This is a genomic window from Candidatus Woesearchaeota archaeon (genome assembly GCA_021735165.1).
In the GTDB taxonomy this organism is placed as follows: domain Archaea; phylum Nanobdellota; class Nanobdellia; order Woesearchaeales; family 21-14-0-10-32-9; genus JAIPET01.
Window position 1 is genome coordinate 47,318 of sequence record JAIPHP010000002.1, and the last position, 25,749, is coordinate 73,066.

Sequence of the window (25,749 nt, forward strand, 5' to 3'; positions counted from 1 at the left end):
TTCTCATTACTTGAGCATTTGTTGCATCAACATAATAACTTCTTTTTTTATAGAATTCTTTGGTTTTAGTTCTTCTTGTAAAAACTTAGATATATCATCGTATAGATGTAAAAAATGCACATAATTATTGGAATGCTTATGAATGATTAATTTTAGTTTTTGTTTTTGCTTAACATCAAGTTCCACTTACAATCCCTGTGTATTCTTTTTCAACATTCTTTTTTGAAAGCCTCCGGCGAGAATTGAACTCGCGACCTCTACCTTTTTGCTAGCTGCGTTCAGATATCCTGGCCGCTGCCGTACCAAGGTAGCGCTCTACCGCTGAGCTACGGAGGCACAAATCGTGAGACTTTTATCGTATATATAAAATTTACTCATTGAACGCATCGTTCTAAACATTTTGTTCATACATCAATTATGATTCAAGTCTTTAATTTCGCTTCGTTAAGTAGACTAAAATATTCTAATTTATTAATTTAAAGTCTTCTTTTCCTTTGTAAATACAATCTAATAATGAATTCAAGTATTCTCCTAAAAAAAATTCTCTTCCAGACGCTTACTTTAAGACATTTGTTGATTTTAGGGTGTGTCTCAAGTCTTTCTTTTTCGTATTGCGAAATATTGTTAGCTGTTTTGCAGTCTAAGTTTTTTACCGAAGAAACACATATCTTTAACGTGTTCCACGTTGTGTTTCTCTCAATTGAGCTCTAGGGCAATACAGATATTTGGGACACACCCTTGATTTTAAAAAAATTTTTAAATATAGGTTGCGGGGGTCTTCACATGTTAGAGTTTTGGAGAGAAATTCTTGGAATTGCAAATGTTTTCATAGGTTTGTTTGTTTTGGCGTTTGCTATTCTTTTTTTAAAAAAAACAGCTCCTATGAACGATAGAAAGCCCTGGGTGATTTTATTTATAGCAGTGATTGTGTTTTTCTTTTTTCAGCTTTGTAAAATGATTGGCGTTTTTTCTTTTGGCATTTGGCCTGAATTGAGTGATTTTCTCCAAACATTGTTTATTGGATTAGTGTTATATGTGTTCATTTTCCAGTTCCATTTAATGCATAAGCAAGGACGCATCATTGTAAAATCTAAAAATTATGGCAAAAAATTAATGAGAAAGAAGGTTTAATTTCGAAACTTTTAAAAGACGCTTATTTATTCTTATGTCAATCACTATCTGCGCGAGTAGTATAGTGGTTAGTATACGGCCTTGCCAAGGCTGTGACCTGGGTTCAAATCCCAGCTCGCGCATATGGGCCCGTAGCTTAGCCTGGTTGGAGCGCTGGTCTTATATGACTACGTTTCACGCGAATAGCTCGAAGAGAGCCAGTGGTCGGGAGTTCAAATCTCCCCGGGCCCATGAATTCAGTCAAGGGTTTCAAAGATTTAGGTCTTTGTTAATCCTTGACTTGTTTTTTTATTCTTTTAGCATTATTTCAACCATTCTTTTTAGTTTTATTCTTCTTTCAATCTTGTTTTTCTTTCAGGTAATCTTCCAACTCCTTTTTTTATTTTTTTGTTATTAATACTGGCTTTGATCACAACATGCCAAATCAGTTGATAATTTACTTTTTTATATATTAATTTTACATTACTTAAGAACAAAACTAAAGCAGTACGTTGGCTTATTAAAGAAATAACTTTATAAATGGAAAGTAAATCCGTTGGTTTATGCCCCGTTGGTGTAGTCCGGCCAATCATTTTGCCCTTTCGAGGCAAAGACTCGGGTTCGAATCCCGGACGGGGCACTTTACCATTCAGGTCTTGACTGCGAGTCATCCGCTTCTAAGGTGCCTTTGAAGGAGTCTTTCTTCGACATCAATTTTTATATTATGAGCGCCTTTTTGTTTCTATGAAAAGAACTATTGAATTAGATGTTGATAAATTTTAGGAGACTTCTTTTTTGTTCTTTTCAAAATCAACTACATATTGTTTTTTGGTTTTGCCTTTTCTTGCTCTAAGAAATGCTAGCTCTAGATTTGTGTAAGTAAATAGTTCTTCGTAAGAGGCGGTGCTTTTTTTGGTTTGTTCGGGGGGGGGGCGAAGTCAATATAAGATTTTGTTTGGAATAGTCAAGCCATTAGAACTAGGATACTTATTTTTCAAATAACGCTCGTAAACTATTTAAATAGCCTGTTTTTCTATGTTTTTAGTGACCTATCAGGTCTTTTAAGCAGAGAGGGCACTACATTTAATAAAAAATAAATTCTGTGCATGGAGGGAAGCATAAAATGGATGAAGATTTTAAATTAGGATGTTGCGGCGGTCATTGTCATGATGAAGCTTGTGGCGAAGATTGTAGTTGTGAAGAAGATTCTGTTGAAGATAAAGTTGAGTATGCTAATGATAAAATTGATGCTTTGATAAGATTGTTATTAAAAAAGAATCTCGTTACAGAAGAAGAAATAGAGGAAGTTTATTCTGAGGTTGTCGGCGAAGATTTCGATGATGAAGATGAATCTGAGGAACGTTCTTCTGATTCTGAAATAAAACAACCGAATAATTTATAAAGAAAAAACAACATAACAATATTTATATATTGGTATACATAAAAGGTATATTATGGTAACTGTAGCTCAAAAACCGGAAATGCAAATAAGAGCAGGAAAAAGAAACGAACAAGCAATTATAAACATCTTAGTAGATCAAGATGAATTAACTTGGCAAAATATAATTATGGAACTTATTAAATCCGAACAAATGGATCCCTGGAACATAGATGTTTCAATAATCTCAGAAAAATTCATTGGTCTTTTATCAAACATGAAAAAAATGGATTTTAGAATATCAGGCAAAATAATATTGGCAGCAGCTTTTTTCTTAAAACTAAAATCGGACAAATTATTAAACGAAGACATAGCAGCACTTGATTCTTTGATAAACAGCACAGATAATCCCGATGAATTAATGGATTTAATGGAAGACTTTCCCGATCAAATACATTTAAAAGATAAAAACAATAAACCAACATTAAAATATCGAACACCACAACCAAGAAAAAGAAAGGTATCTGTATATGACTTAATTAACGCGTTAGAAAAAGCTCTAGAAACAGAACAAAAAAGAATAATAAGAATAAAACCCACCCCAAAAATAAAGCGACCAGCAAAATCAAAAGATATGACTATAATCATGAATGATTTATACCAACAAATAAGATTAACGCTAAAAAAAGTAAAAATTGTATGGTTTCATGAATTATTAACAACCACCGACAAATCAGATAAAATAACGGCATTTGTGCCTCTGTTACACTTAGATACTCAAAGAAAAATAGATATTGACCAAAAATCTCACTTTGGAGATATAAGCATCTCTTTAACAGGCATCATAAAGGATTATAATTAAACTAATATCTACTCAACACACATTTATGACATTCTAAAACGCGCCATAACACTAACTAAAAGCAATTATCTTTAAATTTAAATGACAATTTAACAATAAAGACCTATTAAAGTAAACATTTTTATAAGGGTATTTTTTTCCAATAAATATGAAAACAAAGATAATAGATTTCCAAAATAACAGCAACATAGGTTTATACGCCTACGTAAATGACAACATCATGCTAGTCGGAAAAGACATTCCTGAAGAGTATGATGAAGAACTAAAAAACATTTTTCAAGTTCCAATCTGCAAAACGACAATAGCAGGAGCATCATTTATCAACGTATTTATAATAGGAGATGGCAAAAAAATAATGGTTCCAAGCATAATATTTGAAGAAGAACTTCAAGAACTAAAAAACATGAATCTCCAAGTAGAAGTACTTGAAACAAAACAAACATGCTTGGGAAACAACATAATTATCGCCAAAGAAAAAATATTAGTAAATAATGATTTTACAGAGCCTCAAATAAAAAAAATAGAATCCTTTTTTGAAAAACCTGTAATAAAATTAAAAAATTTAAATTTAAAAGCAATAGGATCCTTAGTCGCAATAAATCACGCAAAACAAAAAGCAATCATAGGAAACGACATAACTGATGAGCAGTATGATTTAATGAAAAATTTAATTGGATACGAACTTACGCCTAGCTCAATAAATATGGGAAGTCCATACTTAAAATCAGGAATACTAGTCAATGTCAACGGTTTAGCCGTTGGAAAAGCAAGCGGAGGACCTGAAGTTGCAAATGCAGAAGAAGCTCTTGGAGGATTAGACAATGACTGAAGACAAAAATCAAGAAGCAATAATGCAACAACTATACCAACAATACCAACAACTAAATGACCATATAAATAAACTAAACAATGCAAAAGAACAATTAGAAAACACAAAACAAGCAATTGACGAATTCGAAAAGATACAAGGAAACGAAGAAATATTAGCACCAATTGCAAATGGAATATTCATAAACGCAAAGTTATTAGATTCAAAAAAACTAAAAGTAAATGTCGGCAGTGATTTAGTGATTGATAAAACAATAGATGAAACCAGAGAATTACTTCAAAAACAAGAAAAAGAAATAGATAAAAGTTTGCAAGACGCAACAACGAAACTGAAAGAAATAGAAATGATGTTTCAAGGAAATTAAAAATGTTCAAATTCTTAAAACAAAAACTAAATGGCGTAGTAAAAAAATTCAGTAAAGAAGTAGAAGCAGAAGCAGAAGAGAAAAAAATAGATGAACTTACAGAAGAAGAAAAACAAGAATTAAATAAAGAAGATATTGAAAAAGAAAAAACGACTGAAACAAAAAAAGAAGAACTCAAAAAAGAAACCGAAAAAAAACAAGAAGATGAAGAAAATAAAAAAAATAAAGAAGAATTCGAATCAAACAAACAAACACATAAACCAAAAAAAGAAGAAAATGTTGACCTATTAGAGAGGGATGTAGCGCTTAAAAAAGAAGCAGAAGAAATAACGACAGAAAAACCAAAGAGCAAACAAAATCTACAAGAAATTGCTCAAAAAACAAAAGAAAAAGAATCAAAAAAAATTGAACACCGAGTTGAAAAAGAAGATATAAAAAAATATGAAGACTCAATAAAACCTGAAGAATCTAAAAATCAGGAAAACTTAAAGGAAATAGAAGAAACAGAAGAATTTGATGAAATCGAAGAGGACAATAAGAAAAACGAAGAAAAAAAGAGTTTCTTTTCAAAATTATTCAAAAGAAAAACAAAAGAAGAACAAAAAATAGACGAACTTGCAGAAGAAGAAAAACAAGAATTAAATAAAGAAGATATCGAAAAAGAAAAAACGACTGAAACAAAAAAAGAAGAACTCAAAAAAGAAACCGAAAAAAAACAAGAAGATGAAGAAAATAAAAAAAATAAAGAAGAATTAACAAAAATCTCAGAAGATAAAAAAGAAAAAAACATTCAAAAAACCGCAGAAAAAAAAGAAGAACCAGAAACAAAAAATCAGGACTTAATAATAGAAGAAATAAAAAAAGAAAAAAAATCATTCTTTTCAAAAGTATCAGATACATTCACAAAAGTACAACTAAGCGAAGAAAAATTCGAAGAACTATTCTGGGAACTAGAATTAACACTACTAGAAAATAACGTGGCATTACAAGTAATAGATCTAATAAAAAAAGATCTCAAAGAAGAACTGACAACGGGAAAACTATCAAGAAAAAACGTGTCTGAAATAATACAAGACACCTTAAAAAAAACATTAGACAAAGTGCTTACTGTATATCAAATAAACCTAGAAGAAGATATAAAAAAATCAAAAGCAGAAGGAAACCCATACATAATATCTGTAATAGGCATAAATGGTGCTGGAAAAACAACCGCAATAGCAAAACTAACAAACAAACTAAAAAAAGAAGGATTTTCAATAGTATGGGCTGCAGCAGACACATTCAGAGCAGCAGCAATACAGCAATTAGAAGAACACGCAAACAAATTAGAAATAAAACTAATAAAACACGACTATGAATCAGACCCTGCAGCTGTAGCATTCGACGCAATAAAACACGCAAAAGCCAAAAAAATAGACGTTGTAATGATAGACACTGCAGGAAGAATGCATTCAAATGATAATTTAATGCAAGAGCTAAAAAAACTAATTCGTGTAAACCCTCCAAACCTTAAAATTTACGTCGGAGAATCAATAACTGGAAATGACTGTGTAGAACAAGCAAAAATATACGATGCACAAATAGGTATTGATGCAATAATATTAACAAAAGCAGATACTGATGAAAAAGGCGGAGCAGCAATATCTATAAGTCATGTTACAGGAAAACCAATATTGTTTCTAGGAACAGGACAAAAATACGAAGATTTAGAAACATTTGATAAAGAAAAAATTCTTGAAAGTTTGGGATTATAAAAAACACGCCAATAAAAACATCCCAATAAACAATTTCACCACTAGACAAATTACCAAAACCCTTATTAATGATTAAATACTCATCTTACTAATGACAACTTTTTCCCATAGCAGAATATCTAGTTTTGAACAATGCAAACTCAAATATAAATACCACTATATTGACAAAGTCGAAACAGAAATTGTTAGAACTATAGAAACCTTCATGGGCGATATAGTTCATCAAACCCTTGAAAAATTGTATAAAGACTTAAAATTTCAGAAATTAAATGAGCTGCAAGAATTAATAGAGTTTTATAACAATTTATGGATAAAAAACTGGGAAGATGGAATTCTAATAGTTAAAGAACAATACACAGCAGAAAATTACAAGATCATGGGTCAAAAAATGATTGAAGATTACTATAAACACTATCAACCATTTAATCAAGCAAAAACTATAGGTCTGGAAACTGAAGATTACTATGAATTAAATGATAAATACAAAATTCACGTAAGAATTGATAGACTTTCAAGTCCAGAACCTGGAGTTTATGAAATTCATGATTATAAAACAAACAGCAACATGAAAACCCAGGAAGAAGCTGATTCTGATAGACAATTAGCAGTTTATGCAATGGGCGTTAAAAAATTATATCCTGATGCTAAGAAAATAAAATTAATTTGGCATATGCTTGCATTTGACAGAGAAGTTGTAAGTGAAAGAACAAATGAACAACTAGATCAATTAAAAAAAGAAATTATTGAAGAAATAGAATTAATGCTTAAAGAAATAAATTTTGAACCAACTAAATCTGCATTATGTAACTACTGTGAGTATCAGAGCATTTGTCCTTTATGGAAACATTTATTTGAACAAAAAAAAGAAGAAATTGCAGAAGAAACTTTAAATGGAAAAGATTTAGCAGACAATTATGCTAGATTAAAACAATACGAAAAAAAAGTTCAAAAAAAAATGGATGAAATTTCTGAAAAAATAAAAAGATATTCTGAAAAAAATAATTGTAGAGTTCTTTTTGGCACAAATAACGCTTTGACTATTTGGTCTAAAGAATCAATTAAGTTTCCCGGAAAAAATGATGAATTAAGAAATCAATTTAAGGAAGCTCTTAAAGGACTTAATTTATACGAAAAATATTTAGAAATTGATAATTGGGTTCTTGAAAAAGATTATCCTAAGCTATCAGATATTGATAAATCAGTATTAGAAAAATTTGGTAAAAAACAAACAATATTTAGGCTTTATTTGAAGGAACGAGATGTTTGATTTCAGAAACCTTATAAATGATTAATTTTTATTAAATTGTATGTCTGAAATTAAGATTGGTGGACAAGCAGTGATTGAAGGAGTCACTATGCGCTCCGAGAATTATGTATGCACTTCTGTTCGTAAAGAAAATGGAACTATTGTTTCTAAAATCAGAGCTTTTAATTCTGTCTCAAAGAAATATAAACCACTAGGTTGGCCCCTTATTAGGGGGATGGTAAATCTTGTTGAAATGATGTCCATAGGTTTTTCTGAGCTTCAATGGAGCGGCAATCAAAGTGTTGACGAAAATGAGGAATTATCTAAAAAAGAGATTTTTTTAACAATAGCAATTTCAATAATATTCGGCGTGGCTTTGTTTAAGTTATTTCCCTGGTTTTTGGCAAATTCTTTATCCAATCTCATGAAATCTAATTACTTTATTTTGAATGTAATGGATGGCATTCTTAAAATAATCATTATTTCTTTATATCTGTATTTAATAAGTTTGATGGCAGATGTTAAAACTTTATTTAGATATCACGGCGCAGAACATAAAGTTGTTAATTGCTATGAACATAAAAAAAAGTTGACACCTAAAAACGCTCAAAAATTTACAACACTACATCCACGATGCGGCACAACATTCGTAATTATTGTTTTTGTAGTGAGCATTTTTGTTTACATTTTGCTTCCACAATCGTTGGATTTTTGGAGTAATTTATTGATTAGAGTATTATTATTGCCTTTAATTGCAGGTATTTCTTACGAAATCATAAGATTTTCTGGGAAGTATTATGAAAAAAATCTTTTCGTTAGAATCGTCATGTGGCCTGGTTTGCAATTTCAGAAATTAACCACTAGAGAGCCCACGCTTAAACAATTAGAAGTTGCAATTAATTCATTAGTTGTTTGTATGAATAAAGAAACGCGGATTAATCCCCGATCTAAAAGACAGAGCATTTTAACAACATTCACGTTTTCAAATTGCGTGCTATCAACCTGAATGCGGAGTATTAAACCCCTATGCTAGGGAGCAATAAAGAAAAAACTCATTCTGTTTCCCGTTCAAATTGATCTTTAGACGCATATTCTTCGAATTTGAATTGATCTATTTTTCTATTTAAATTTTTTATTTGGTCTTCTTTTACTATTTCTTTTAACTCTCTACCTAATATTTTTTTCTCTATTGTCAAATTTTTAATATCGTCATCTATCTTCTCCATAACTTTTTTTACCACATCCAGTTCTTCAGTTATTTCGTGTTCAGTTTGTTCTGCTTTTAATTCTCTTAAATCTTGTTGGTTTGTCAGTTCTAAAGATAGTTTTGCTATTTCATTATATCTTTTTGTTAAGTCGTCTAGTTTTGTTCTTAATTCCTTTGCGGCTTCTAAATCTATACGAGTCATATTATTTTTTGTTTCGCGTTTGTTAAAAAATCTTTCCATATGTAGTTATCTTTTTAGAGTAGTTGCAAATCTTTAAATAATAAAATTCTGATTGCATATTAAGTTGGGAGTTAAAAAAGAGGTAATATACTTGAGCGATGATATTCTACCTCCGAAAAAACCGGGGTTTGAGGGTCAGAATGACAAAATTGATGCTTTTGCTGATGAAGATTCTAATTTAGATACTGGAGATGAATATTTTTCTCAAGACATTCCTCAGGATGAGACAGAAAAGCAAAACATATTTTCCAAATTATTTAAACCAAAGAAGAACAATTCTAAACGCGAGATTGCAAAGAAAAATGCTAAGAGTTCTAAAGATACTTTGACTGATGAAGATATCAGTAATTTAAGAAATGCATTTGGCTTAGACAATAAAAAAGAATCCATTCAAGGCAAATTCGAAGATGCAGTCGAATCTGACGCTTTAGACCAATCAGAAAATTTGATTGGCTTATCTAAAACTAAAGATAAAATTTCAACAAATTCAGACAAAATAAACAATTATGTTGATTTTGAAGATAAGAAAAACGAAGATACAGATGCTTGGATTGATGGTTCTGATGATGAGTCACATATTGAAGAAAGCATGCCAAATTCCGCATCAGAAGAACCTTATGATGAAGAAGACTCTGATTTCACCAGCGATGTTGATGAACACTCTTCTAAAAAAGCCAAAGTTCAAAAAAACAACACTAAAAATAATGCGGAACAAAATGATGAATTAGACGTTGTTTCTAACCCAAATATTTATTTGAAAGATTTGCATAACGCAGCCAAAATTGATCATCAAGAATTAATTGAAACCATTGGCCAAACCATTAATTTTGACGACTCTCAAGATAAAATAATTAAGCACGTAGAAAAAGAAGTCAAGCTTTTAATTAAAAATAAAAATAAAGAGCTCAGATCTGTTTTAAAAACTTCTATGGATAAAATAAAAAAGCAAAGTACTGAATTGAATGCTAAAATAAAAAAACTTAATGCTGAAACTAAAAAAAATAAGAAAGAAAGAGAAAAAGCCAATACCGAATTAAAAAAATTTTCGGATTCACTAAAAGAACTTAAGAAGCTTAGCAATGACGAAGAAAAGATGAAAAAAAATAAGGAAAAACTAAAAGAAGAAATTGTTAAATTAAATGAAAAAAAATCAAAGTTAAAAGAAAACCTTAAAAATGCAGAAGAAGAAGAACATGTTTGGAACATCAATGCCGAAAAAGCAGAGAAATTATTCAAAGCAAAACAAGAGAGATTTTCTGGAGAGATTAATTCTTTGGCAGATAAATTGTCTGAAATTTCTCAAAATGCAGACAAATTATTTGTAAAAATTGAAGCAAAAGCCAAGTTTATTACTGAAAAAGAAAAAGAATATGAAAAACTTGTAAAAGAAGAAGAAAAACTTTTGGAAATGCTTAAAGAAGAACCTGATCAAAAAGAAAAAAACGTGCTTGCTGAACATTCCGTTTTGGCAAATTCTAATTCTGGTTCAATATTCGAAAATAGTCCGGATGTTGATTCTGAAGATTTTGGAGAAGAAGATATCTTGCATAAAAAAATAGACGATCTTAGGCAATTAGTAGATGAATATGAACTTGAAGATGCTAAGCTTTTGTATAATGAACTAGTTGAAGAAGTAGAAACTTCTAATTATGCTGAAGACTATAAGGAACACGTAAGAAAAACCCTTAAAGAAATTTATGAAGATATTGTTCTAAGACTCATACCCCAATAATTTAGAGTTCGGCAGTAATTGTTTGATGTTCTATCTTGAATTTTGTGTTTGTAAAAAACTCGGCAACATATATTGCTGATTTTGTGTGTTTTGTTATTTTACTAGTTTTTATTTTTCCTCCAAATAACGCCATCAATTGTATTAAATTATCTGCGGTCCACTCATCTACTGCAGGGTGGTTTTGCAGTTGTTCTTTTAATTTATTTATTGTTTCTTCTGCTATTTGTTCTATAGATTTATTCTCTAATAGCGAATTTGAAGATATTAAATTGTATTCTATTTTTTCGAAGTCTTCATGCTCAGTTACAGCATATACAAATAAAGATGTTTCTTCACTTTCTGTTTCTGTGTATGAATTTATTATTTTTGTTGGAACTTGAAAGTCTGATGTTAATATTTCTGTTATTTCTATGATTTTTTCATTTATTTTTTCATTTATTTTTTGTTTGCTTGAATGACAAGTGCCTAGTATTTGTTTTATTTTTCCAGCCTCTATTTTTATTATAGGGTCTATTTTTTTATTTTTTTGTCCAATTGTTATTTGTACTGCGCCTTTACCTTTTGGATAATATCCTTTTTTAATTGTTGTTATGTTTATTGCACCTATTTGTCTGTAAAACGGCAACATTATTTTTTCTAAGAATTCGACAGGCATACTCCATTTTACATCTGTTCCGCCAATTATTGTTAATTGATAATTGTTTTCTGCTAATATGCACGGTAAAAGTATGCTTTGTAGCAACAACGTTATAGACCCCGCAGTTCCTATATCAATAGTTGTTTTTTTTGATTTATTTAGAGGTCCTGGTATGAATTCAAGTTCTGTAGATCCTAAATAATTTCCAGTCACTTTGGAATTTGAAATTTTTAAGGCAGATTCTATGCATTTTAAGTGCTGTTTTGAAAGACCTGGTTTCGCTCTGCTTTTTCTTATATCTATTATTCTGAAGGGTTTTTGAGTTATTAGAGATAGTGCAAGGGCATTTCTTAGTATTTGGCCTCCACCTTCAGCATATGAACCATCTATTTCTATCATATTTTTTAGTTAGTTTCGAGTCATTTTTATTTTTTTTCTATTAGCAGATTAACAAAATTTTCTCTAATAAGAATTTAACATACATTTTTATTTTTTTTGACGTAAATAAAGCGCAATTTAGCCTTTAATCAGCAAATAAACAGCACATCACTTATGTTTTTTTCTCTTTATCAGTCATTTACCTATAGTTTAGAGTGCAACAATATTTAAATAGTACTAATAATATAGATATAAGTATAATAAGAGAGAGTTTAGGTAAAATGGATGTTGAATCAATAGATGAAATAGTAACAAATGGCGCGTTTATGAAACCGACTGGCGAAACAATATATTCTTTAGAAGATCACAAAAAAGCAATAGAATCCGCAATAAAATATCATGACCAATTAAAAAACACTATAAAAAATGATTCTAAAAATTATTTGAAAACAACCCTGAACAAAATCAAAGATATTTATGCCACAATTTTCAATTACGACTCCAAACTAAAAAAAGACATCACTAAAGATTCACCAAAAGTATACCATATGAAAACAAAACCATTTATAAGCCCAAAAATAGATTCAAAGACCTCGAACGAATACAACGCATTCAACCAAATGGCTATATAACTCAGATTCTTCGAATTACCAACTTTTTGCCACATAAACAATATGTTTTGCAGGTTTTCCAGTAATTATACATTTTTTGCCCTTAGCAGATTCTCTTTTGTTTACATCCCAAGGAATGCCACAAACATATGCTCCCTGAGTCTCAACTTTAAGAATCTCTGCGGCTTCCTCACCTTCTTTATCAATAGAAAAAAATGGAACTTTAACAAAACCTCTGTGTTTTTTCATCAATTCTTTTAATTCATCTAAAGAATCTGTTTCTTTTGTGTTGTCTGTAAAATATTTCTTAGCCCTAACACCAATATCTTTATCCACTAACTCAATTTCCTTATTTAATGCGTCAAACAAATGTTCATATTTAACAAATATTTTTTCCGCACTAGTCCTTCTTTTCATAACTACCTGCGACTTTTCAACATCATTAGGACCTATTTCTATCCTTATAGGCACTCCTTTCATTTCCCACTGATTAAATTTCCAACCACTAGTATTATCTGATTCATCTATATACACCCTGTATTTGTCTTCAAGCATTTTTTTAATTTCATAACATTTGTCCATAACTTTTTTATTTTTTGCTTCGTCACTAAAAATAATAGGCACAACAACAATTTGGTGAGGAGAAACATCAAACGGCAAAACTAAACCTTGATCATCTCCATGAACCCCAATAATCGCAGCCATTATCCTCCATATGCCAGGTCCAAAACAAGATTGATGAGCATACTTCTTTTTTTCATCCTTATCAACAAACATTATATCATATGCCTTTGCAAAATTAATTCCCAAATCATGAGTTGAAGAAAGCTGATTTCTTCTTCCATCAGGCATCAAAGTATCCGCAACATATGTAGCATCTGCTCCTAAAAATGCATCCCATTTAGGTCTTTTAAAAAATATGTGAGGAATTTTTAATTTCCCACCTATAACGCGCTCCATTATCAAACCATCACTTTCAATTTGTTTCATAACCCCTTCATGTGAAGAATAAACATTATGAGATTCCATAAACATAAATTCTCTCCCTCTAAGAAAGGGCCTCGTTGTTTTTTCATTTCTAAAAGTTGTTATTCTTGATTGGTATCTCTTCATAGGTAATTGAGAATACGTTCTCAACCACAAAGAATACATAGGATAAATTTGGGTTTCTCCAGTAGGCCTTAACGCAACAGGCTCTTCTAATTTTTTTGTTCCAGCTTCAGTCACCCAGAAAACATCGGGTGCAAATCCTGCGTGTTCTGCTTCTCGTTCTAAATTTTCCTTTTTAATCACCGTAGGAAATAAATAAGGTTCATGACCGTCTTTTTCAAATTCTTCCTCTAAATATTCATATATTTTTCTTAATATTTTAAATCCCCAAGGCATATGCACTATAAACCCTTGCACACCGTAACGTACATCTGCCAATTCTGCACCTTCAGGACCCACTATTTGCGTGAACCACTCACTAAAATTTTCAGTTTTCTTTTCAGTTATTCCTATCTGTTTTTTTTGTTTTATCATTTCTTATCCTCATTTTTCTCTTCTTGAGGTTTCATTAAAGGAAACAAAATTACATCCCTTATTGATTCTTGACCAAGTACCAACATAGCCATCCTATCAATCCCGATGCCTAAACCTCCTGTAGGAGGCATTCCTGTTTCTATTGCTTCTAAAAAATCTTCATCAAGAGGATTTGCTTCTTCATTTCCTTCAGATAATTGTCTTTGTTGATCTTCTAATAATTTTCTTTGATGCACGGGGTCGTTTAATTCAGAATACGCATTTGCCAATTCAATACCACAACAAAATGGCTCAAATCTTTCTATCAACCTTGAATCTTCTCTGTGCTGTTTACATAAAGGCGTAGACTCCTTTGGATGATCAATTACAAAAGTTGGTTGTGTAAATTTATCTTCGCAATAATGTTCAAATACTGCTAAAACATAATTTCCCCAAGAAGGTTCATTTTCAAAAGGAATCCTTTTTTCTTTTACAAACAGTTCTAGTTGTTCCATATCCATGTTTTCAGCATCTATACCTGCATATTCTTTTATTGCATCAAGCATCTTAACTCGTTTCCAAGGAGCTTTAAAATCTATTTCATTTCCTCTAAAATTAGACTTTGTTGAACCGTTTAATTTTATTGCTACATATTCATAGAGTTCTTCTGTTATCTTCATCATATCATTATAATCTGCGTATGCTTTATACAATTCAAGCATCGTAAATTCTGGATTATGAGTAGTATCAACGCCTTCATTTCTAAAATTTTTATTTATATCATAAACGAATTCAAATCCTCCAACGATTAGTTTTTTTAAATATAGTTCTGGACTTATTCTTAAAAATAGATCCATTTTTAATTCATTATGAAACGTTTTAAATGGTTTTGCAGCAGCACCTCCATATATAGGGTGCAATATTGGCGTTTCTACTTCCAATCCTCCTTTTTCATTCAAAAATTCACGTATATATTTCATCAAAAGCGCTCTTTTCTTAAGTATTTCTTTTGCTTTTGAATTAGTTATTAGATCAAGATATCTTTTTCTATATCTTATTTCCGTATCGTGAATTCCGTGAAATTTATCTGGTAGAGGTCTTGTTGCTTTGCATAACATTTGAAAATCTTTAGTTTGCAGAGTTATTTCACCCATTTTTGTTCTAAAAATAGTGCCTGTTGCGCCAATCCAATCACCTATGTCAAAATCTTTTATATGATCATATTTTTCACCTATATCGTCTTTTCTTAGATATAGTTGGAGTTCACCGACATCATCTTTTATTGTTAAAAAGCACACTTTGCCCATTCTTCTAAACAAAATAATTCTTCCAGCCACAGATTCAGTGTCTTTTGTTTGTTCTTCTGGCTTTATGCCTTTATTTTTTTCTTTGATTTGTTCAGATTTTTTTGTATACTTAAATGTGTAAGGATAAGGATTTATATTTTTGTTTTTTATAGATTCTAATTTTGATTTTCTATCCAAAATTAACTTATTTTGATTGTTTTTTACTTCTTCTGGCATATTACCACCTAAATATTAGTATTTCGACTTATTTATTAAGTTTTTTGAAATTTAAGAATAAATTATCATAATAATTAAAAAACAACACTATGTTCTTTAAGTATGGTAACTAAAAACTATGGCAAAAACAAAATAAAAAATAAAAAATCTATAAATAATCCCTTAAGTAAAGAATTATTTAGAGTTACCAAATATGAAAATGGTGCATATCTTTATGATAAAGAAAAAGAAAATCCTCGAATGCTTAAGTTATGGAAAGAATCAGGCATTTTTCCAGAACTTAAAAAAAAATATAAGTTGGAAATGGGTATAAGATGCGTGCTACACACAAATAAGGGTTTGAATTCTTTATTCATGCTTAATTTGAAAGATTCTAAAAGAACCGATCCTTTTTGGGAGCTGTCTTATAAAGGAGGAATTAATTTAAGCAGTCCTGGCGACATATATTTAGCAGTTACACGTGAATTTGAAGAAGAATTCCCTGAAGAAACTATAACTGAACTTGTTTTAAGCAAGAATTTATCTCCACAAGAAAACGGATTAAATAATTATGTAGATAACTCAACGCCCATTGCAAGAAATTCAGACATCATAATTTATAAAAAAAATAATTTTCGTATTGCAAGATTGATCACAAATAATTTGCTTCCTGTCAAAAAAACATTCATGCCTAAAAAATATACTGAACACACAGATACTAAATGGGCCAATATTTCTGAAGCTTATAACTTATTAGAGGAAACTGCAAAAAACGGTAATGATAGAGATTACATATTTTTTGATAATTTTGTTAAATTTTATTTGTTTGAGGGATTGTTTAAAAAATCTTCAAAAGTTGATTTTTTTGGACCATATAAGCGAGTTATTGATTAATTTTAAATAGAGTTTTTATTTCCTTACATTAATGACAAAAATCATTTTAGGTATTGAAAGCACAGCACACACATTTGGAGTTGCTGTTTTAAAAGGAAAAAAAATATTATCTAATCAAAGGAAACTTTTTACAACTGACAAAGGCGGCATGATACCTGCTCAAGTTGCAGATCATCACGTACAAATATTTGACGAGGTATTTACAAAAGCAATCAATGAATCAAATATAAATTTTAAAGATATTGATTTTATTGCTTTTAGCAACAGTCCTGGAATCGGCCATAGTTTGAGAATAGGCGCATTTTTTGCTAGATATTTAAGCTTAAAATTAAATAAACCTCTTGTTCCTATTAACCACTGCATTGCGCACTTGGAAGTAGGACGATTTTTTTCTGGTTTAAAAGATCCTATTTTACTTTATGCATCAGGAGCAAACACTCAAATCATTGCCTATGAATCTGGTAAGTACAGAGTTTTTGGCGAGACCCTGGATGTTGGTATCGGCAACTTTATTGACTCATTTGCAAGAGAGTTAGGTCTTGGATTTCCTGGAGGACCAAAAATTGAGGAATTAGCGAAAAAAGGCAAACAATTCATTAAGTTACCTTATACTGTTAAAGGTATGGATATTGCTCTTGGCGGTTTGTTAACTAAGTTAAAAAAAATGATTTCTTCAAAAGAATATGCGAAGGAAGATTTGTGTTTTTCTGTTCAAGAAACTGTTTTTGCAATGCTTGTTGAAGTTACTGAAAGAGCAATTGCACATACTGGAAAAAATGCTGTCGTTCTTGGAGGAGGAGTTTCTTGTAACTTGAGATTACAAGAAATGGTCAAAAGTATGTGTAATGAAAGAAACATAAAGTTTTTTTGTCCTGAACGCCAATTTTTAGTAGATAATGCAGCAATGATTGCAATTAATGCAATGTATCTTATTAATGCAGGACAAGAATTCTCTTTCAAAAAATCTAGTATCAAGCCTTATCTTAGAACAGATGAAGTTGAAATTAAGTATAGATAATTTTTGTTTTGAAATTTATGATCCTGATCCTATTGCTACGCATTGGCCTGCAGAATTACAGGTGCAAGAGGAAGCACATATGCTGTTTGTGCAAGAATCTCCTTCTGGAATACATGAATTTTTACATTCTCCAGCTACGCAAAAATCGTATCCGTAACTTCTACAATCAGAATATGTTGTACAAGTAATTGTTGCATCAACTCCTGCAGGGACAACTCTTAATGTTGATGAACCAAACACACTATAAGGAACACCTATTGTTCTTCCAAATTTTATTTCTATATCCAACTCTTTTTTGTCTCCAACATTCAAATTTATATCTCCTATTGATTGCGTTTCTAAATAAACTTGTCCTGACACTGTTTTTTCTTCAGGCACAGGATAATCCGCTATTAAACCATCCATAGTTACTTTTGGTTGAATGTACAAATCGACAGGTTGATTATTTTGAAGTCTTAATGTTAAATTGCCTTCTTCATCCAAACTTGCTTCTATGCATGCAATTTGAGGCCCAGTTTCACATTCGACTAAAACATATCTATCAGTATCCAAAACATCAAAATAATACAGGGCTCCCATCGCAATTATTATTGCCATGAATGCCCAGCCATATGTCGTTAAGAATTCTATAGCTGCCTGCCCTCTTTTTTTTTGTTTCATCAATTGCCTCTTTTTTCATATTTTATTAAGGCTATATTTAAAATTTGCTATTGTTAAGGTGTGTCCCAAGTCTTTCTTTTTCGTATTGCGGAGTATTGTTAGCTGCTTTGCAATCTAAGTTTTTTACCGAGAAACACAAATCTTTAACGTGTTCCACGTTGTGTTTCTCTCAATTTAGCTCTAGGGCAATACAGATATTCGGGACACACCTTACTGTTAACTAATATTGTTATTAGGCCTTATTGTTTGATTCTGTTGTTCTTCACTATAATTCACTAGTAATTATTAAAGTGATTGTTGTGAGTAAAGTTTTTATTGAATTACGTATTCTTTATTTTTATGATTATCCCTGATAGTTTAAAATTTACTGGTAAAGACAAAACAATTACGGGTTCATTAAAAGCACAACTACTGGAGACTTTAAAAAAAAAATTAAATATAAATAAATCTATGCTATCTCTAAAAAAAAACTTTGGTGCAAGCGTTCCTTCAATATTTGTCGGCAGTTATGGATATCCTGATGTTAGAGCAGGATTTTTGGGCGCAAAGGAATACGAAAATAATGATGATCCTCTGCTGTGGAGTTCAAAAGGCGAAGAACTTTATAACATTCCCAAGATTATTGGTCTAAGGTCCTCTTTAATAAATTCTTATTCTGTTTTAGGTGTTAAATCTGTTTCGAGTCAATCTTCAGAAAATATTAGAGATATTTCTTTATCAAACCAGCCTGTTGATTCAGAAGTTTTTTTGAACAAAACACTAAAATTCGATTTTAGTGTTAGTTCCGACAGATTACCTCATGGGCCTTCGGGTGAATTAAAAAAATTTTCTTTATCTGAGAATCCTAAAATTCCCAAAATTGTTGATAAAGTTTCTTCAGATATTGATTTGAAAGCCAATACAGCAATTTCCATGTTGCACTCAAAAGGAATAGATGAACACTACATCTCTAAAATTTTAAGCGGAGGCAATATAGGTTTATCTAAGAATAGAAAAATGGTCCCTACAAAATGGTCCATTACTGCTACAGATGATTCTTTAGGAAAATTTATCATCAATAATAAAATTATTTTTAATAGAGAAGTTGAATTTTCTAGTTATTTTGGAGGATATTTAGGCAATTATTATTTGATATTGATGTTTCCAGGGCCTTGGCGTTTTGAGTTATTTGAAACTTATGTTGGCGCAGGTCTTAAAAATCCTGATATTTTTGAATCTGCTACTGATTATGAAGGTTCATTTGGAAGAAAAAATTATGCAGCCGACACTGTGGGAGGATACTATGCTTCTCGATTAGCTATTTTAGAGCATTTTGATAAAACTAAAAGAAGAGGAAGCATTCTGGCTTTAAGATTTATTACAGATGCTTATTGGGCACCTTTAGGGGTTTGGGTTGTAAGAGAAGCTGTGAGGAATGCTCTGAATTCTAAACGCATAGAATTTTCTGATGAAAATCGTATGTTAAAATATGGTTCTTTGCTTTTAAAAAAGAGATACAACCTTAATTTAGATAAATTATATGCGCAAAGCAAGCTTATAAAAGAATTTAAAGCTCAAAACACCCTCAATTCTTATTTTTGAGCTATTTGAACTAAAGATTAGTAAAATATATAAACTTTAAAATAATTACCACACAAGAGATACAAAAAACAAAATTTGGTTAGGTTTTTTTGACAACAATATTTATAAATCGAAGATACAAAATTAAGAACCCTGCCAACATATGACGAGCACAATTACAAAAAAATGCTTGATAATTGTAATTTCTCGTGTTACTTAGAAAAAAATATGATTAAAATGGTAAAAAAAGAGGACTTGCTGAAAAAAATTGTAATAGAAATAGTTAGCGAAGAAGCCATCCCAATAGTTGAATACCTAAAAGGAAAAACAAGAATTTCTGAATTTGTCATTGCAGAAGAACTAGAAATAGAAATACATAGAACAAGATTTCTTTTATACAAACTTTTAGAACACAACCTAGTAAGTTTCATAAGAAAAAAAGACAAGATAAAAGGATGGTATATTTGTTACTGGGACCTAAATGATGAAATGATTGAACAAATTGATGAAAAGATAAGACAACAAAAAATAAACAAATTAGAAGAAAGACTTAATAGAGAAGTAGGAAACCAATTCTATATGTGCAGAAATGCATGCGTAAGAATGGATTTTGAAAGAAGCATGGAATTTAACTTCAAATGCGTAGAATGCGGAGAAATAATGAACCCAATAGATAATTCAAAAACAATTGATTTCTTAAAAAACAGAATAACAGAACTAGAAGCAGAAAAAGAATCACTCAAATCAAAAGGAAAAACAAAAAAAGCCTCAAAGTCCAGTGCTTAAACATTCTAAAATCATAAATATTAAAACGTTGATTATTATCTTAAAAAAATGGAAATAGAAAAAGGAATAGAAATAAAAGGGCCTTCTTTATTTTTAAAAAAAGAAAAAATCCTTATAATCTGTGACATACATATAGGGCAAGAAAGAATAATGAACCGCCAAGGCATCAACATACCTTTAAATCAATACAAACAAATAAATGAATTTACTGAAAAAATATTAGAAGAAACAAAGCCCAAACAAATAATTATTAACGGAGACTTAAAACACGACTTTGGTAAAATAACTAATGACGAATGGGATAAAATAACATTATTTCTTAAGAACCTCAAAAAGTATTCAGATGTTATAATTATTGCAGGAAACCACGACAAAGTCTTACAACCAATAACTGGTAAACTTAAGATAAATATGAAAAAACATTATTTCCTTAATAATATATACATAACGCACGGAGACATCATCCCCGAAAATTCAGAATTTGCAAAGGCAAAAACAATAATAATAGGTCACGAACACCCCGCAATAAAACTTAAAGATGGAAACCGAATTGAAACATACAAAGCATTCATTAAAGGAAAATACAAAAATAAAACTCTTATCGTAATGCCCTCATTAAATCCTTTAAGTGAAGGCTCTGACATTCTTACAGAAAAATTTCTCAGCCCATTTCTTAAAGAATCAAAAAAACAAAAAACACTCGCAGAATTTGAATCATACATCTTAGATGATCAAAACAACGTTTATTTTTTCGGAAAAATCAAAGGGCTGGGAAAACTATAAATTATTTTTTCTTATTAAATTCATTAATAATTATTAAGTTGCCTAAATCAATACATTAAAGCACAATAATACATAAAGCATAGCAAAGCGAGTTAATTTCAGACACAATTAAAGCTAAAGCAATATTTATAATGTATGACAAATCACAACATCTTATCATGAGACTAATCGAATATCATCAAGGATGTCCAATAGATACTGCTGGCAAATTATGTTGGGGTCCAAAAGGAGCGTATTACACAATATTTGGAAGTGAATTAAGACACTTAATAGGACACATAAGTTTTTCAATATTCATAGGATTGGTTCTACTTAGCATATTGTTCACATTGAATAAAAAAGAAAAGATACATCTCCCTATGTATCTAATAGTTCTCATTCCAATAATCATAACAATATTACTTTTCTTTCTATTAGCATATTTTCTTCCCGTTATAATACTTTATTAGGCGCAAAAAATCAGTTGAAACCAAACCTTAAATGGACGAATGCTAGTAACTGAGATTGCAGATAAGACTAAAATCACTTTGCACAGTCTGTTAAATATGATTTTCCATCTGAAGAAGGCAATTTCAGTTGTACACAATTTGTGGACAACTCAATTCCAGCCTTTAATTCTCTCTTTTTAAGCATATTCGCTTAAAGATGCTAGGTCTCGTTTCTGCTTACAACGTCTAAAAGTCCAAAATTCAATGTTTTTGGACTTTTTACTCTTTGGTGGTTCGCTCAGAAATCACAGGATTTCTGGCGCGCCAAAAACAACTACTGTTTTTGAGCGTAATGACGCTTTTTTGAAAATACATCATAACTACTCTGCAATGACGAAACATTTATATACTACTTCAGAGTCACTATTTTTATGGATAAAAATAAAACCCTTGAAAAAATTCTTGATTTAGGAGTCTTTGCAGGATCGTGTATAGCCACTTATGGACTGATTGGCGATCAAGGATTAGACAATATAGGAGTTATGTACTCAATATATAATGCGTATGATGAACTTAAGAAATTTACCCCCCTACATTCTGGAGAAGATAAACCTTCTTTTAAAAATTACTTCTATAAAACATTAATGACGTGGGGCGCAATTAAGGTACTGGATCATGTATTTTAAAAGAGTTTGTCTTTTTCTTTGAAAAGTTGCCACGAGACAATTAAACTTTTGAGCAATTTTCCCTAATGATGAAAACTCCGATATTTGAAGAATTAGAAAAAGGAAAATTATTGAAAATTCCTGTTAAACGCCCCAAACGAAGTGAGAGCGCAACGTAGATAAAGGAGCACAGCAACGAAGAAACTTGAGTTAAGACTCTACAAACAAAATGATAAACAATTAAAAAGAATTGAGGAAAAAAATAAAAACCGACAGGGACATAATCAGAATACAGTATCTTCATCTTGTCCTTGCATACGTCCTCTTTCCCAATTTTCATATTCTCTATTACTTTGAGCATTTCTCTTATCATCTTCTTGGATTTGATAACCAGAAAGAATTGCTTCAATTCTATCGATTGGATCTAATGATTTGTCAACAATTAAATTTCTTAATCCATCTGATGAACTATATTGATCTTCAGAATTTCGAGCAATCCAAATTTTTCCATGTCTTTCAAAATCATATCCTTGAATTTCAGTTCCTGGTATTTGACCTTGTCGATATATTGTTAATCCTCCCACAAACAAAATTTCTCGTTTTTCTTCCCCTAAAACAGGATCGCTCATTCTAAAATAATAATCTCCTAAATGAATTATATCTGCGAGATATTTTATTGCTGAACCAATGATTCTGAAAGGTCCTATAGTTTCATTTAGAGAATCAAACCCAATTTGTTCAATAAGTTTAGTAGAACCATTATACATATGCAAAATACTTCTGTATCCTTCTCTAGGAGGACGTTCCCAAGGCAATATAGACGCATCATTTAGAAATACATTTTGTTTCTCTTCTGCCATGGTAAAAGAATCTTGAAGAATGTATATAAAGTTTTTTATTTTTGTCTCTTCGTTTTAGTTCTCAACTCAAATTGCAACCAATTCACGTTATACATAACATTTAATAACCCAGCATAATCTTAAATGTGTACGATGAAAGAACTACCCAAAAAATACTTATCCACTAAAGACAGACAAGAAATGTGGAAAGATGCGAAAAAAATTCTAAAGAAGGTAGATAAAGAATTAGATTTTTCAGAAGTCTATGCTATTGGAAGTATGATTTCAAACAAGAAAAATCCTGAAGATATAGACTTCGCAATTATTACAAAAGTTAAAAGTAAGAAATCTAATTCTGCTTTTCCTATCGATTTTATCATCTTACCTAAAAATGAAGATTTACCAGAATATTTAGAATTTTTTGAAAAATATATGAAGAAGAAATATGGCAGTTCTTTTAAGCCAGTAAAGTTGAAGTAGAACTTTTTCTTATTTAAATATAATCATCGATATGTCTGGGCGAGCCAAATTAAAGAGCGCAAGCCACACCCACGTATTTTTTCTTAAAAAGAAAAAAACCACAGAGTTTCTAGAGGACACCACACCTATTCTTTTAGTTTAAACATAATTGTTGTAGAGATTACGAAGATAATTGATACAACATAAAATATTAATTCAAAACCAAATTTTCCTGCAAGAAAGCCTCCTGCAAAAATTGCAAATGCTTCTGCAAATCCAACATAAGCATCATATCTTCCGATATCTGCTCCTCTTTTCTGTTTTTCGGTTATATCTGCTAAATATGCAGATTCAGAAGTTTCAAAAACAGAAATTATTAATCCACTAAATATCTGAAGAAGATATAACTGCCATAGAGATCCGATTACCGTATAAAGAAAAACTATAATTGCAGAAGAATATCCTCCAATAATCAAAAGAGGTTTTCGCCCTATTGAATCCGAATATTTCCCAGCAACAAGAGAAATTAAAGCACCAGATAAAACAACCAATCCAACAGCTATTCCAAAATTTTCTATGCTACCACCAACATCATTAATGAAAATTAAATAGAAAGGTCCAAACAATCCAAATGCAAGAGCCATTAATGAACTAGAAAAAGTGAAAATTTTGAGATTTCTCTTGTTGAATTTATTGATAATGTTCAAATTAGTATAAAGAAAATTTGGTTACTTAAATATCTAACTACTAATTTTTAGGCACCCTTAGAAATTAGACATAATCTTTGTTAGTTTCAATTCAGAATTCGAGTTTAGAAATAGAAAAAAAATTATTGATTATTCTTTTTTTATAGAATTATTTTCACTAATTGCAGGATTATTATTTACAAAAGTTACATAATTAAAAATATGCGTATTTATATCTAACAGCTCTTTGTGGATAGGCGCAATTTCATTTGCTATGTATATTGTAAGGTTTTCTAAATCTCTATTTTTAATGTGTTCTTTTAAGATTTGTAATTTATTTTGCATACTATTTATTTTTTGTGGAATAAATTTTTCTGAAGCTTCAAAATATTCTAAATGAATTTGAGCAAATATCGGATTTGTATACTTTAATAAATTATTTATTTCGCTTATTGTTTTTCCTTGTTTTTCATAATAATCGATTAATGTTATATTCATATTTGCATAATCAAATTCTCTCGCAAATTCTCTTGCACGCAATAAATCTTTATCATTTTCGATTAAATCGCAAATTTCTTCATTCATACATATTGTTAAATAACGCTATTTTATAAATTTTTCCATTTATTTACTACTTAAAAGTTAGCATTAATTAAGCCCGAATTCTCTCTGAGAATTACATTAAATTGTGATGTTAAACGTCCCGACGACTGAAAGGAGGAGAGCGCAGCGTGGTCGGAGTGACCGAAGAGAACGGAGAAGTTTAAAATTTGGCACGTTACTTAGAAAAATCAAAGAATATTTGGTTATCAACACCCTGTGTTTTATATCTCTGGAAATTTGTAACTGCTTGAATTATGTAATTTCCATCATGATATGAAAAAGTAGCCTCAAGTCTCGGAATACACCATGGTTCAGCCAATTCAGAATTCTCGATTATTCCAAAATTATCTTCAAGATCCCTAATAGCTTTGTCAACAATCTCAAGATTTTTATCTCTTGAACCTTGCATAATTTTTTTACCAACTAAATAATCAGTAATTACTGGAATACTTGGAGCTTTTTCAAAACTATAATCAACGTTTCCTGAGCAAACATCGGCAAGTACTTCTAATCCATTTTTTTTGGGTATTCCTTGCATTCTTTCAATATCTTGAATTGAAGAAACAGATGTAGATAATTGTTTGAATGCAATTAGGAGTGCTAAATCATTATAATGAAAGGAACCTGAAACAGGGTGTTGTCTCATTTTTTCAATCATTTCATCCAAATATTCTTTTCCGTAATACATTTTATTGTTGTTACTATTATAAAGTTTATAAAGGTTTTGTTGAGTGCCAAATTTTAAATTAGACATAATGCCTGTTATATTCTTAGCTTTCCAAATCATAGCTACTTTGTTGCGTCTTGATTCGAGGAAGGTAACGAGTTAACTTGTTAACGAAGAGTCATGAAAGCGTAGCTGGAATGATTGAATGTAATACGTGTTATACACGTCTGAGCTTTAGCGAAGACCGAGGATAATGAGCGTAGCGAATGGTTTGCTAAGCAAAATCCGAAGAGTAATTTTCCCTAATTATGAAAACTCGAAAGTTGAATAATTAGAAAAAGGAAAAT

29 protein-coding genes and 4 tRNA genes are annotated in these 25,749 nt (G+C 30.5%); 21 read left to right on the plus strand and 12 right to left on the minus strand.

Annotated elements, in window-relative coordinates; all coding sequences use genetic code 11:
* Positions 1-6 precede the first annotated feature (6 nt).
* Both K9L97_00875 and K9L97_00880 read right to left on the minus strand, forming a co-directional pair.
* Complete coding sequence (locus K9L97_00875) at positions 7-186, minus strand: hypothetical protein (protein ID MCF7871565.1); 180 nt, start codon at positions 184-186, stop codon at positions 7-9.
* 41 nt (positions 187-227) lie between these two features.
* Positions 228-336 (minus strand) — tRNA-Thr (locus K9L97_00880).
* Positions 337-783: 447 nt separating this feature from the next.
* Between K9L97_00880 and K9L97_00885 the strand changes: the two genes are divergently transcribed.
* The 3 genes from K9L97_00885 to K9L97_00895 all read left to right on the plus strand — a co-directional run bounded on the left by K9L97_00885 (position 784) and on the right by K9L97_00895 (position 1,362).
* The gene (locus K9L97_00885) at positions 784-1,131 is read left to right on the plus strand and encodes a hypothetical protein (GenBank protein MCF7871566.1); all 348 of its coding nucleotides are present in this window, start codon (positions 784-786) and stop codon (positions 1,129-1,131) included.
* Positions 1,132-1,181: 50 nt separating this feature from the next.
* Positions 1,182-1,253: transfer RNA gene (locus tag K9L97_00890), tRNA-Gly, on the plus strand.
* Positions 1,254-1,256: 3 nt separating this feature from the next.
* A tRNA-Ile gene (locus K9L97_00895) sits at positions 1,257-1,362 on the plus strand.
* Positions 1,363-1,457: 95 nt separating this feature from the next.
* On the opposite strand, the gene K9L97_00900 is transcribed toward K9L97_00895, so the two are convergent.
* Positions 1,458-1,703 (minus strand): hypothetical protein, encoded by a 246-nt coding sequence (locus K9L97_00900; protein ID MCF7871567.1) that lies wholly within the window; start codon positions 1,701-1,703, stop codon positions 1,458-1,460.
* Here K9L97_00900 and K9L97_00905 point away from each other — a divergent pair.
* The 8 genes from K9L97_00905 to K9L97_00940 all read left to right on the plus strand — a co-directional run bounded on the left by K9L97_00905 (position 1,676) and on the right by K9L97_00940 (position 8,549).
* A tRNA-Glu gene (locus K9L97_00905) sits at positions 1,676-1,750 on the plus strand. The two genes, K9L97_00900 and K9L97_00905, sit on opposite strands and share 28 nt — an antisense overlap.
* Before the next feature lie 483 nt (positions 1,751-2,233).
* Positions 2,234-2,512 carry a hypothetical protein gene (locus K9L97_00910; protein ID MCF7871568.1) on the plus strand — a complete coding sequence of 93 codons (279 nt, stop codon included), beginning with the start codon at positions 2,234-2,236 and terminating at the stop codon, positions 2,510-2,512.
* A 52-nt stretch (positions 2,513-2,564) separates the two neighbouring features.
* Complete coding sequence (locus K9L97_00915) at positions 2,565-3,350, plus strand: segregation/condensation protein A (GenBank protein MCF7871569.1); 786 nt, start codon at positions 2,565-2,567, stop codon at positions 3,348-3,350.
* 148 nt (positions 3,351-3,498) lie between these two features.
* Entirely contained in the window at positions 3,499-4,179 is a 681-nt protein-coding gene (locus tag K9L97_00920; protein ID MCF7871570.1) for a translation initiation factor IF-6, read from the plus strand.
* Positions 4,172-4,543: a prefoldin subunit alpha gene (gene pfdA / locus K9L97_00925; protein MCF7871571.1), complete on the plus strand. Its 372-nt coding sequence runs from the start codon at positions 4,172-4,174 to the stop codon at positions 4,541-4,543. Before K9L97_00920 ends, pfdA begins: the two co-directional genes overlap by 8 nt.
* Before the next feature lie 2 nt (positions 4,544-4,545).
* Positions 4,546-6,297: a signal recognition particle-docking protein FtsY gene (gene ftsY / locus K9L97_00930; GenBank protein MCF7871572.1), complete on the plus strand. Its 1,752-nt coding sequence runs from the start codon at positions 4,546-4,548 to the stop codon at positions 6,295-6,297.
* 91 nt (positions 6,298-6,388) lie between these two features.
* Entirely contained in the window at positions 6,389-7,564 is a 1,176-nt protein-coding gene (locus K9L97_00935; GenBank protein MCF7871573.1) for a PD-(D/E)XK nuclease family protein, read from the plus strand.
* Positions 7,565-7,604: 40 nt separating this feature from the next.
* Positions 7,605-8,549 (plus strand): DUF1385 domain-containing protein, encoded by a 945-nt coding sequence (locus K9L97_00940; GenBank protein MCF7871574.1) that lies wholly within the window; start codon positions 7,605-7,607, stop codon positions 8,547-8,549.
* A 46-nt stretch (positions 8,550-8,595) separates the two neighbouring features.
* Here K9L97_00940 and K9L97_00945 read toward each other — a convergent pair whose 3' ends face one another.
* Positions 8,596-8,952 (minus strand): hypothetical protein, encoded by a 357-nt coding sequence (locus tag K9L97_00945; protein ID MCF7871575.1) that lies wholly within the window; start codon positions 8,950-8,952, stop codon positions 8,596-8,598.
* Between the two features lie 130 nt (positions 8,953-9,082).
* Here K9L97_00945 and K9L97_00950 point away from each other — a divergent pair, with 130 nt between their 5' ends.
* Positions 9,083-10,723, plus strand: a complete 1,641-nt coding sequence (locus K9L97_00950; protein ID MCF7871576.1) for a hypothetical protein — start codon at positions 9,083-9,085, stop codon at positions 10,721-10,723.
* A 1-nt stretch (position 10,724) separates the two neighbouring features.
* Here the strand turns inward: K9L97_00950 and rtcA are convergent, their stop codons facing one another.
* Positions 10,725-11,759 (minus strand): RNA 3'-phosphate cyclase, encoded by a 1,035-nt coding sequence (gene rtcA, locus K9L97_00955; GenBank protein ID MCF7871577.1) that lies wholly within the window; start codon positions 11,757-11,759, stop codon positions 10,725-10,727.
* A gap of 260 nt (positions 11,760-12,019) precedes the next feature.
* On the opposite strand from rtcA, the gene K9L97_00960 reads away from it, so the two are divergent.
* Positions 12,020-12,370 carry a hypothetical protein gene (locus K9L97_00960; GenBank protein ID MCF7871578.1) on the plus strand — a complete coding sequence of 117 codons (351 nt, stop codon included), beginning with the start codon at positions 12,020-12,022 and terminating at the stop codon, positions 12,368-12,370.
* A 15-nt stretch (positions 12,371-12,385) separates the two neighbouring features.
* Here K9L97_00960 and proS read toward each other — a convergent pair whose 3' ends face one another.
* Together proS and lysS are read right to left on the minus strand one after the other, a co-directional pair.
* On the minus strand, positions 12,386-13,873 hold the full coding sequence (proS, locus tag K9L97_00965) for a proline--tRNA ligase (protein ID MCF7871579.1): 1,488 nt from the start codon (positions 13,871-13,873) through the stop codon (positions 12,386-12,388).
* On the minus strand, positions 13,870-15,375 hold the full coding sequence (gene lysS, locus K9L97_00970; GenBank protein ID MCF7871580.1) for a lysine--tRNA ligase: 1,506 nt from the start codon (positions 15,373-15,375) through the stop codon (positions 13,870-13,872). The genes proS and lysS overlap by 4 nt, the downstream gene beginning before the upstream one ends.
* A gap of 102 nt (positions 15,376-15,477) precedes the next feature.
* Here lysS and K9L97_00975 point away from each other — a divergent pair, with 102 nt between their 5' ends.
* Positions 15,478-16,248, plus strand: coding sequence for a hypothetical protein (locus tag K9L97_00975; GenBank protein ID MCF7871581.1), 771 nt, complete (start codon positions 15,478-15,480; stop codon positions 16,246-16,248).
* A gap of 31 nt (positions 16,249-16,279) precedes the next feature.
* Positions 16,280-17,266, plus strand: coding sequence for a N(6)-L-threonylcarbamoyladenine synthase Kae1 (gene kae1 / locus K9L97_00980; protein ID MCF7871582.1), 987 nt, complete (start codon positions 16,280-16,282; stop codon positions 17,264-17,266).
* A gap of 15 nt (positions 17,267-17,281) precedes the next feature.
* Here the strand turns inward: kae1 and K9L97_00985 are convergent, their stop codons facing one another.
* Entirely contained in the window at positions 17,282-17,926 is a 645-nt protein-coding gene (locus K9L97_00985) for a hypothetical protein (GenBank protein ID MCF7871583.1), read from the minus strand.
* A gap of 339 nt (positions 17,927-18,265) precedes the next feature.
* On the opposite strand from K9L97_00985, the gene K9L97_00990 reads away from it, so the two are divergent.
* The 5 genes from K9L97_00990 (at position 18,266) to K9L97_01010 (ending at position 22,169) form a co-directional block, all read left to right on the plus strand.
* Entirely contained in the window at positions 18,266-19,507 is a 1,242-nt protein-coding gene (locus K9L97_00990) for a hypothetical protein (GenBank protein MCF7871584.1), read from the plus strand.
* A 216-nt stretch (positions 19,508-19,723) separates the two neighbouring features.
* Positions 19,724-20,272, plus strand: coding sequence for a hypothetical protein (locus tag K9L97_00995; protein MCF7871585.1), 549 nt, complete (start codon positions 19,724-19,726; stop codon positions 20,270-20,272).
* Positions 20,273-20,320: 48 nt separating this feature from the next.
* Complete coding sequence (locus tag K9L97_01000; GenBank protein ID MCF7871586.1) at positions 20,321-21,055, plus strand: metallophosphoesterase; 735 nt, start codon at positions 20,321-20,323, stop codon at positions 21,053-21,055.
* Between the two features lie 158 nt (positions 21,056-21,213).
* Complete coding sequence (locus K9L97_01005; protein ID MCF7871587.1) at positions 21,214-21,504, plus strand: hypothetical protein; 291 nt, start codon at positions 21,214-21,216, stop codon at positions 21,502-21,504.
* Between the two features lie 410 nt (positions 21,505-21,914).
* Positions 21,915-22,169 (plus strand): hypothetical protein, encoded by a 255-nt coding sequence (locus tag K9L97_01010; protein ID MCF7871588.1) that lies wholly within the window; start codon positions 21,915-21,917, stop codon positions 22,167-22,169.
* A 263-nt stretch (positions 22,170-22,432) separates the two neighbouring features.
* Here K9L97_01010 and K9L97_01015 read toward each other — a convergent pair whose 3' ends face one another.
* Positions 22,433-23,008, minus strand: a complete 576-nt coding sequence (locus K9L97_01015; GenBank protein ID MCF7871589.1) for a hypothetical protein — start codon at positions 23,006-23,008, stop codon at positions 22,433-22,435.
* A 132-nt stretch (positions 23,009-23,140) separates the two neighbouring features.
* Here K9L97_01015 and K9L97_01020 point away from each other — a divergent pair, with 132 nt between their 5' ends.
* The gene (locus K9L97_01020; GenBank protein ID MCF7871590.1) at positions 23,141-23,467 is read left to right on the plus strand and encodes a hypothetical protein; all 327 of its coding nucleotides are present in this window, start codon (positions 23,141-23,143) and stop codon (positions 23,465-23,467) included.
* Positions 23,468-23,592: 125 nt separating this feature from the next.
* Here K9L97_01020 and K9L97_01025 read toward each other — a convergent pair whose 3' ends face one another.
* The 3 genes from K9L97_01025 to K9L97_01035 all read right to left on the minus strand — a co-directional run bounded on the left by K9L97_01025 (position 23,593) and on the right by K9L97_01035 (position 25,423).
* Positions 23,593-24,153 (minus strand): MFS transporter, encoded by a 561-nt coding sequence (locus K9L97_01025; GenBank protein MCF7871591.1) that lies wholly within the window; start codon positions 24,151-24,153, stop codon positions 23,593-23,595.
* Positions 24,154-24,282: 129 nt separating this feature from the next.
* The gene (locus K9L97_01030; protein ID MCF7871592.1) at positions 24,283-24,717 is read right to left on the minus strand and encodes a hypothetical protein; all 435 of its coding nucleotides are present in this window, start codon (positions 24,715-24,717) and stop codon (positions 24,283-24,285) included.
* A gap of 193 nt (positions 24,718-24,910) precedes the next feature.
* Positions 24,911-25,423, minus strand: a complete 513-nt coding sequence (locus K9L97_01035) for a hypothetical protein (protein ID MCF7871593.1) — start codon at positions 25,421-25,423, stop codon at positions 24,911-24,913.
* Between the last annotated feature and the right edge of the window lie 326 nt (positions 25,424-25,749).